Origin of the sequence: Streptomyces viridosporus, from assembly GCF_002078235.1 — a bacterium.
GTDB classification, from domain to species: domain Bacteria; phylum Actinomycetota; class Actinomycetes; order Streptomycetales; family Streptomycetaceae; genus Streptomyces; species Streptomyces viridosporus.
On record NZ_MSGP01000036.1, the window covers coordinates 1 to 8,290 of the forward strand.

Consider the following 8,290-nt stretch of genomic DNA (forward strand, 5'->3'; position numbering starts at 1 on the left):
GTCGACGGACGAAGCGGCGCCGAAGGAATGAGGAAGAAGGGAAGCGGTGGGGCGCCGCTTCGTCCGTCGACGACCGTCGCCTGTCTGGAGACCGTCTTGCCTGCTATCCGCATGCCGTCCGAGCGGTCCGCACTCGCCGCTCACTTCGCCCCCGAGCAGGTCGCCGCGGACCTCGCCGCTCACAGCGCCGTCAATGTGTGGCAGCAGCGCGTGCAGGCCGACGAACGAAACAAGCCGACACAGCCCGACTCACACATCGGCCACCCGTCTCTCTCGCGGCATCCCAAGCACTCGCGCCCACTCAGCCTGACCCACGGCCGATGGATCAGGCTCACGGCTCCTCGGACATAGACCGGTGGGGAGAAACACCAATGCTCCTCCGCATGATAATGCCCATGGCAACGAGCTGGTTCCAGGTCTCCATGATCTGGTCGTGAGCCTGCTCCATGGACTCACCTTCCCGGCGCGGCGGCATCCCACCGTCCAGACGCTTGAGAACCCCATACACCCGGTTGAGCCCGCGGTTTACCGCGTTGGCGGCCACGATTACGTCGTCTGGGACGCGCATCTGCGCTTCGGAGTGTCGCGCGCGTTGCTCCCGTCGCGCGTCATCCAGGCGTGACCGCAGTTCTTCAGTGACGCGATCGACCCGTAACGCATACCAAAAGTTGTTGAGTTCAGAGTGATAGTCCATAGAAGCGGTGATCAGCGCGGCGCAGCAAGCCCTGATGGCCTCGACCATCGCCCGCTCCTCCTCATACCGCCGCTCGTCGACCCGTTGCCGCTCGGCATGAGCTAACTCCCTGGCCTTGACCTTCTCCGCGAGCCGCTGCGTCAAAAGCCCCGATACAAGCGTTCCAACAATCCCCAGGAAGGCGATGATCAGCGAAACCACCGAGGCGTTCACCCGAGCCCCCTCTCCCCCACCAGTATGACGTTCTCCAAACGGAGGCCCCCTGGCGTGTCACCTATCCGTCAGGCAACTACCGACGAACATGATTGGCTCGCTTGCTCTGGTCCGGAGAAGCAGTCTGCGCGCCAAGGGCAAGGTCAGTGACCGGTGGCTCGTGCAGGAGATGGGCGGGCGCCCGTTCCGGCAGATCATGGGCTTCAACGCCGACGAGCCCGGGCGCCGCTTCGGCGACACGGCCGCCTCGAAGATCCCCGGGCGCACCGGGGTGTATCCGCTCATCGACTGGGGCTGGCACCGCCGGCAGTGCGAGGACTACCTCCTGGAGCGCTTCGGCGTGCACTGGCCCAAGAGCTACTGCACCTTCTGCTGCTTTCCCGTCTCCATGGACGTGCTGCCCGCCCACCTGGAGCGCATGCGTTCGCACCCGGACATCGCCGGTGAGGTGCTGCGCCTGGAGCACACGGCGATGAGCCTGAACCCCCACACCAAGCTGTACGGCAGGCGCAGCCTGCTGGAGTTCCTCGACCGCTCCCGGCCCGGGGGCCGTGCCTGTCTGGAGGCGTTCGAGCGCGAGCTCGGCATGCCCTGGGCGCTCTACCACGTGCGCCGCCTGTTCCTGCTGTCCCAGACCGGCAAGCGCCGCCCGGTGATGCGCTCCACCGAGCGCGTCGGCATCGGCCGCCCGCGGCAGCTGGCCCGGCGGCTGATCACCGTGTCCGAGCGGCACGGCATCAACGTCGAGCACGACCCGCTCTACGGACGCGCCCGCGCCTGGCTCCGTCCCCGCCGCGAGACCTGGCCGATGGCGGAAGAGCTGTTCGTCACCGCCCCCGCCCGCGTGATCGACAAACAGGACAAGCACTTCGAGCAGGAATGGCACGCCCTGCTCTCCGGCTCCGCCACCCGGCTCCCCCTCACCTGATCCCTCTCATCACCCCGGCCGGGAGAGACCGCGCTGGTCTCTGTCCGTGCCCGGTTCCACCGCTGTCTGGAAACGACGCATGACGACCTTGCCGCGCCTGATCGGCGCATCGATGACCGCATCCGCAACCGCCGGTCAGCTCTGCCCCTGCACCGACAGGGCGCTGCCGAAAGAGCCCGTAGGTGGGAGAGGCCGGTGATGGTCCCGGTTCAGCAGACGCTGCCGTTCGAAGACCTCCCGGAGGTGCCGATCTCGTCGCCCTGGTGCCAGCGGTGGCGTCAGCGCCAGCACTCCTGGCGACATGTCGGTGAGGGAGGCTTCGATGCGCGCCGCTACGAAAAACGGTTAACGCTTGATTCGGTTCCGCACTGCAAGAATTGCTAGCCCTAAAAGAGCTGGATTAACGATCCGGGCCGTCATCTCGGTATACCTCCCTATCGTGGTGAGGTTCTGCCCACTCGTTCGAAATATGGCAGAATTTAGGACCACCTCGACTGATTTATCAAGGCGAGTTGCCGTTAGTCGATCGCGTAATGGTCCAGATGGAGGTTCCAGGTCCTCGCGATCGGTTATCACTACTGCTTCGGCGCTGGGGTGTTTTACTTCACTTACTAGCGAAGGGTCTTTCAGTGGCAATCCCCAGAATGCAAGCAAAAGAGTGACGGCTGCCATGCTTAGCATGAGCCATGCGAGGCAGCGGGTGGCACGGAGTCCGTATCCCGACAGCATCCAATATGCAACCAACAAGCCACGTTCGCTCCGCGCTCTCGTCTTATCGTTCCTACGCATCTCCATTTCGCCATAGTAAAAGTCAGCGGCATCAGCTTCATTCTTCCCGTCCTCGAAGGACTTACGTAGTTGCCTGTAAAGGGATGTGAGGACTGCAGGAGTGGGTGTGTCTGGGGCGCCAACAGACCCCCAGCTCCCATCACCGTAATTTCTTACCCGCCAGCTCGCTTCCTCATGGAGGATGGTCCTATCGGTGAAGCGAAGAGGTAACCCATGCACCTTGATCCACCCGCGGGGTGTACGGCGCAGTGTGACGTCGCCCTCCAATCGTATTTGATCGAGGTTCACCGACCCGGTGAAGGAGCATGCGCTCAAATCGATCCCAGATAGGACTAGGTTGGCTGCGTCAATCCCTGAGATGCTGACAACCTTGGCAGTGACAGGCCCCGAAAAATGCCCTTCCGCGAGCGGCCCCAAGTATGTATTCCATGGCGACTCTCGAGTAGTTACAGTGACCTTGTTTTCGAATATAGCGTCAGTAAGATCTAGTTCGGCGTATCGCACGGCCAGGCTTGCCCGGGACGCCCAGCGCGTCCTCTCGCACTCAACAGACCGTGCAGCTGCCTCTATTTTCACCGGCTGCGCAAAATTCGCACCCGAGAGTCCGAATCGTTTCGAGCACAGCATGGGGCCAAGTTGGGTCGTCGCCTCGAAGGTTGCCCCGTCAAATCGAGCATCGTCTTCAAATACTGCACCACTGAACCTGGCGGGGCCTTCGAATATGGCACCGCCAAATTTGGCTGGACCGGTGAATCGCGACCATCCAAACATTGCAGTCCCTAGCCGGGGGCGCCCGTCCTGACGGAACCGCTCGATCAACTCGTTGAGCAACTGCTCGGTAAAGGTGGTACCTCTGTGATCAACGGAGTCTCCGGGATGAATGCTGCTTAGATACGCGTGCCGTTCGTCAGGTGTCAGGTGTTCAAGGCAGGCGTCATACGGGGCAACTTTGCGGCCGGAACAACCAACAGGATTCGCAGGGGTGGCATGGACGCCACAATGCGCCCAGGGCGGAGGAACCGTTGGCGGAGGGGGGACAGCCATGTGGGAACCGACGCATGGATGCAGTCGAGCGGTTCCCGTAGAGATGCTGCCCTCCGAGGTGACGCTCGGTGACGACTATGCTTGAGACGACACTGAATAGCGCAGGGTCAAAACACTGCCTCTATACCAGTCGTGGAGCGGATCAGCGAGAAGGACGCCGAAGCATTCGTCCGCAAGCATCACTACTCCGCTTCTTCCTGATCAGCCGTCCACAGGTTCGGCCTGTACGACGTCTCGGCCGACAAGCCGCAGCTCAGCGGCGTGGCGGTGTTCGGCGTACCGGTCAGCCCGGCCGTGCTCACCAAGGCACTGCCGGAGCTGGTCCCGTTGAATCGCAGCGACACGATGCGCCGTTCGATGCTTCCTGGCGTCCGCGTCGGCGGCGAGTGTGGCCGGGAGCTGCGATCCACCAGCGGAAGGCCGTGATGGTAGCGGCGCGCCGCACGGACCATCCATCGATGACGGCAAGCGTGCCAGCCGTTCGCGGCCGGCCAGGGGCAGGGGCGCGTTGCGCTGAGTCGTGTGTGGCTTCTGATTAGGTGAACAGCGGTACCGCCATCCAGACCGCAACTCCGATCAAGGTGGCGGCAAACAAGCAGTCGATCCATCGCTTCGACCGCTCACTGCGGAACAGGGCGGTAAGCGCCCGGCCGCCGAGTGCCCAGACGATGAAGGCGACGAGGTTGTTCAGCGTGAACACAACCGTGATCACCAGCACCGTGGTGACGTCGTCGTTGGCGGGCGGCCTGAGAAACTGCGTGAACAACACCGCGATGATGTAGTACGCCTTGGGGTTCAGTAGCAGGACGATCGCGCCGGCCCAGAACCCGACCCGCTGCTCCCCGGCCGATGCGGCATCCGCCGTGGATCCTCCCTTCGCCCGAGCGGCACGAACGAACGTCACCGCCAACCACAACACGTAGAGGCTCCCGACCGCGCTGAGCACCATTGCGAACAAGGGATGCTCCAGGATGGTGACCCCCATCCCGATCCCGATCGCCGCGGTCACACCGAAGGTCGCGATGTGGTACCCGGCAAGGGCCGGCACAGCGGCGCGCAGCCCCTTCGACGCACCGATCGCCGCGAAGAACGCGTTTCCCGGGCCCGGACTGTACGCGAGCGGGAACAAGAAGACCAGGAGCGCGATGAGCATGTCCGCGCTTATCGCCGGCGTCGGGGGGGTCGTGAAGATCATATGCCGAGTCTTCAAAGCAGCCACCGATCGTGCTGGCGGAAACCGGACATCACGATGCAGCCGAACGTCCACCACCTACCGTGCACCACGTGTCGGGGAAGAAGGCCCAGCACGGTGCAACCCGAACGGCGTCGGTACCTATAGACGTCGACAGGTGCGGGTTCCCGCGCGAGCGCTTCTCAGAATCTGCGAACCCGTGCGCTTCCGACCGAGCCGCGCAGAAGGTCCGCCGCCAGGAACAGGGCCACCAGTACGTCGAGGCCCGGCTGATCGCGCTGGGCGCCCCCGTGCCGCGGGCCGGCTGCGATCCCGCGGTGTGGCTACGGAAGGCCCTGACAGCGATCAGTGCCCGTACCGTCCGCCATACGCGGCGCCACCGCTTCATCTTCCCCCTGGGCCAAAACCGGCGACAACGTGCCCGCATCAAGATCGGGATCGATGCGCGACCGCCCTATCCGCGCCGTCCCGATCCCGAACCGGCCGCCCTGTGACGGCCGTCCGCCCATTCCCCTGCCTTCCTTGGAGCAGTCATGCCCGCACGCCCCACCGTCTGCCCGTCCGACGCCCCGGACCTGGCTGCCTACGACCTGCTCGCCCCCGCAGCTGTCCGGCGGCAAGGACAGCAGCGTCATGCTGTGGTCGTTCATGCGGGACGCCGCGGCGGCCGGGGTCACCGACCGGGTGATCAGCTACCACGCCACGCTCGGGCCGCTGGAGTGGCCGGCCGTGCACGTCGACGGCACGCGCTATGCGTCGATGTCCGAGCTCGCCGCCGCCCAGAGCGCGGCCTGCGGCATCCCGCCCGACCGCCATGTGGAAGTCGTACGGCCCGCGTTCTTGCTCACCGAGATCGCCGCCTACGGTCGCTTCCCCCGCATGGGCAGTCCCTACTGCCGCAAGTACGCCAAGGAGTCGATCATCTCCACCGCCTGGACTCCCCTGGTGCGCCGGCTGCGCCGCGAGCTCGGCCGGCCCGTGCGGATCCTGAAGGTCATGGGGCTGCGGGCCGACGAGAGCCGCGACCGCGCCCACCACCCCGCCTACCGCAACGTCCTGACCAACGGCGCACGGATCGTGGACGAGTGGCTGCCGGTCAAGGACTGGCCCACCGCCGCGGTCCTCAAATGGCACCGGGACGCCCCCGTGCCCTACCACTGGACCTACGACTCCTTCCCCGGTGCCGGGGACTTCAAGGGCACCAGCCGCTGCTCCTGTTCGCTGTGCGTGTTCGCCTCCAAGCGGGACCTGCTGCTGGCCATCGCCCGCCGGCCCCGGCTCGCCGAGCTGTACGCCGAGGTCGAATCCGCCCGCGGCGACAGCTTCCGTCCCGACTGGCGCATCACCGACCTGATCGAACAAAGCCGCCTGCCCACCGCCCCCGACCCCGGCATCGTCCTGCCGGACGACGGCCCCGACATGGACCTGCTGGAGCGGCAGATCCGCACCGCCCTGCAACAGCCACCACGCAAAGCCGTCCACCTCGCCGCCCGGCCGGCCTCCGGCCCGGCCTGCGGCGGCTGCGATACAGACCCCACCGCCCCCGACCTTCCTTCCCAGCCCTTTTAGAGAGGCATACTGACCATGATGACGACGAGCACCCAGCGCCTTTTGGAACTGTCCGCGGCCGCACCAGCCGCCGACGGCGAGGACCTCCTGGACCTGCTGCGCGAAGGCAATGTCCTCTACCACCAGGGCCTGCAGGAGACGCACCAGGCGACCGCGACCCGCCTGCAGGGGATGTCCACCACCGACCTCGCGGCCGCAGCCGATGCGGCCAAAGTCCCCTACGACGCCACACGGGACCATGCGGAAATGGTGCTGCTCCTCGCCCTGGCCGAGTGGGACATGACCCCCGCAGCACTCGCCTACTCCGCCATGGTGGAAGACGCCGCCCGCCGGGGATTCAGCCTCCTCCCCGAGGAGTAGGCGTCGGCTTTCCCCGCGGCCTGAAAATGGGCGTCAAGCTGGACACCCGACCTCAACAGGGGCCATTATGTGTGTTGCGGGTCGGGGAGGCCGGCTCCGCATCACACGATGGGACTCCCACACCATGGCCCGCTCCACACGGCGCGTCGTCGAGGCCGCGGACATTGCCGCGAAGTACGGGCTGACCCCTGCACGTATCAGCTCGCTGTACCTCGAGCGGGAGACCACCGGGTTCCCGGATGTCGTCGGCCACCGCGGCCGCGCCCGGCAGTGGGACGGGAAGGATGTGGACACCTGGTTCGCCCAGCGCAAACTGTCCCGCCTGCAGGAGCACAAGCCTCCGGCCCTTGACCCGGACCAGCTGCTCACCAGCACCGAGGCCTCGAAGTTCCTCGGTTACAAAAGCCCTCAGCAGGTCAACCACTACCTGCGAGATCACCCCGGCTACTTCCCGAAACCCGACGTCGTCGAAGAGCTCGGCACTCCCGAAAGGCCCTACCGGCGGCGCAGGTGGCGGGTGCAGACCCTGCTGGACTGGCAGGCCACCCGTCCGGGCATGGGCAGACGCAAGGTGACCGGACGGCCGACGCGGCCTTTGCCGGATGTCCCCGTCGACGGAGATCCGGACGAGTTGCTGGGCGCAACACAAGCCGCTGCCCTGCTCGGATTCAAGAGCGTCACCTCCTTCAGCAGCAGCCTCGCCCAGGGCAACCTGCCCCTGCTGAAGACGGTGGATGCGGTCACGGAGAGCGGCGGGAGACGCCGGTGGACACGCCGGCGCATCCTCGAACAGAAAGCCGCGCGAAACAGGTAGCACCCCGGCGGTGGCCACAAGCCCACCACCCCACAGACGCGGTATCCGGTTATGGGTTGTTGATCCCCTGCGGGCCGGATACCGCAACGATGGCCGGCATGGCGTAGCTCGCCACTACGCCCCGCAGCAGCAGATGCTGCTGCGGACCGGCCATCGTCCGTTTTCCAGGGACTTCGAACTCACCCTGTCTGACCGGGCAATAACCCGTGCCGTCGGCCGGCCACTGATCGGGTCCTTCAGTCTGCGCAGCCCGAGGAGTCCGTGGTCGGGGGGCACAGGGCCGACCACCGGGATGTTTCCCCTTCGTGACCGTGGTCGGGCCTTCGTGGTCGGTGGTCTGGTCGGGGCTGTTGGGTTTCCTCGTCGGCAACTGATGCCGTCGGTCGAACGGCCCGCGCTCGGCTCAAGCCGCACGCGCGCCGAAAGGACGTTCCCATGCCCCGCTCCGCTTCGCGGACACGCGTTTCCCCTCTGTCTCCCAGCCCGGTCGAGGCTTTGAGTGATCAGATCATGACCGCGCTCGCCCAGCACCGCATCGCCACCACCGGCCAGCTGCGCCGGATGCTGCGCCCGAACGGCACCCGGCAGCTGATCTCCCGCGCCCTGAACAAGCTGCGCTGCGACGGCTTCGTCGACTACACGGTGCTGCCCGGCCCGGACCGCTCTCCCACCCACGCCTGGTACCTC

At 65.8% G+C, this 8,290-nt stretch carries 8 protein-coding genes and 2 pseudogenes; 6 read left to right on the top strand and 4 right to left on the bottom strand.

Translation table 11 applies throughout. The features are described 5' to 3' along the window. Positions 1-331: 331 nt before the first annotated feature. Positions 332-907: a hypothetical protein gene (locus B7L92_RS02650; RefSeq protein WP_081235889.1), complete on the bottom strand. Its 576-nt coding sequence runs from the start codon at positions 905-907 to the stop codon at positions 332-334. An 88-nt stretch (positions 908-995) separates the two neighbouring features. On the opposite strand from B7L92_RS02650, the gene B7L92_RS02655 reads away from it, so the two are divergent. Beyond that, complete coding sequence (locus B7L92_RS02655) at positions 996-1,835, top strand: hypothetical protein (RefSeq protein ID WP_255310721.1); 840 nt, start codon at positions 996-998, stop codon at positions 1,833-1,835. Between the two features lie 345 nt (positions 1,836-2,180). Here the strand turns inward: B7L92_RS02655 and B7L92_RS02660 are convergent, their stop codons facing one another. The 3 genes and pseudogenes from B7L92_RS02660 to B7L92_RS02665 form a co-directional block, all read right to left on the bottom strand. Next, positions 2,181-3,668: a pentapeptide repeat-containing protein gene (locus B7L92_RS02660; protein ID WP_081235890.1), complete on the bottom strand. Its 1,488-nt coding sequence runs from the start codon at positions 3,666-3,668 to the stop codon at positions 2,181-2,183. Between the two features lie 329 nt (positions 3,669-3,997). Continuing rightward, a pseudogene (locus B7L92_RS41870) lies at positions 3,998-4,114 on the bottom strand (IS481 family transposase); the annotation flags it as partial. Positions 4,115-4,203: 89 nt separating this feature from the next. Beyond that, the gene (locus B7L92_RS02665) at positions 4,204-4,821 is read right to left on the bottom strand and encodes a LysE family translocator (RefSeq protein WP_255310723.1); all 618 of its coding nucleotides are present in this window, start codon (positions 4,819-4,821) and stop codon (positions 4,204-4,206) included. Positions 4,822-4,952: 131 nt separating this feature from the next. Here B7L92_RS02665 and B7L92_RS40150 point away from each other — a divergent pair, with 131 nt between their 5' ends. The 5 genes and pseudogenes from B7L92_RS40150 to B7L92_RS40155 all read left to right on the top strand — a co-directional run. Continuing rightward, entirely contained in the window at positions 4,953-5,354 is a 402-nt protein-coding gene (locus tag B7L92_RS40150) for a hypothetical protein (RefSeq protein WP_143626223.1), read from the top strand. Positions 5,355-5,493: 139 nt separating this feature from the next. Beyond that, entirely contained in the window at positions 5,494-6,429 is a 936-nt protein-coding gene (locus B7L92_RS02670; RefSeq protein WP_081235892.1) for an adenine nucleotide alpha hydrolase family protein, read from the top strand. A 15-nt stretch (positions 6,430-6,444) separates the two neighbouring features. After that, the gene (locus tag B7L92_RS02675; RefSeq protein WP_081235893.1) at positions 6,445-6,789 is read left to right on the top strand and encodes a hypothetical protein; all 345 of its coding nucleotides are present in this window, start codon (positions 6,445-6,447) and stop codon (positions 6,787-6,789) included. A 124-nt stretch (positions 6,790-6,913) separates the two neighbouring features. Continuing rightward, complete coding sequence (locus B7L92_RS02680; protein ID WP_081235894.1) at positions 6,914-7,603, top strand: hypothetical protein; 690 nt, start codon at positions 6,914-6,916, stop codon at positions 7,601-7,603. A 510-nt stretch (positions 7,604-8,113) separates the two neighbouring features. Next, positions 8,114-8,290, top strand: a pseudogene (locus B7L92_RS40155) (replication-relaxation family protein); the annotation flags it as partial.

Excerpts from the sequence above, each read along its gene's own strand:
- B7L92_RS02655 (WP_255310721.1), top strand. The coding sequence starts at position 996 with ATGATTGGCTCGCTTGCTCTGGTCCGGAGAAGCAGTCTGCGCGCCAAG.
- B7L92_RS02660 (WP_081235890.1), bottom strand. The coding sequence starts at position 3,668 with ATGGCTGTCCCCCCTCCGCCAACGGTTCCTCCGCCCTGGGCGCATTGT.
- B7L92_RS02665 (WP_255310723.1), bottom strand. The coding sequence starts at position 4,821 with ATGCTCATCGCGCTCCTGGTCTTCTTGTTCCCGCTCGCGTACAGTCCG.
- B7L92_RS02670 (WP_081235892.1), top strand. The coding sequence starts at position 5,494 with ATGCTGTGGTCGTTCATGCGGGACGCCGCGGCGGCCGGGGTCACCGAC.
- B7L92_RS02675 (WP_081235893.1), top strand. The coding sequence starts at position 6,445 with ATGATGACGACGAGCACCCAGCGCCTTTTGGAACTGTCCGCGGCCGCA.
- B7L92_RS02680 (WP_081235894.1), top strand. The coding sequence starts at position 6,914 with ATGGCCCGCTCCACACGGCGCGTCGTCGAGGCCGCGGACATTGCCGCG.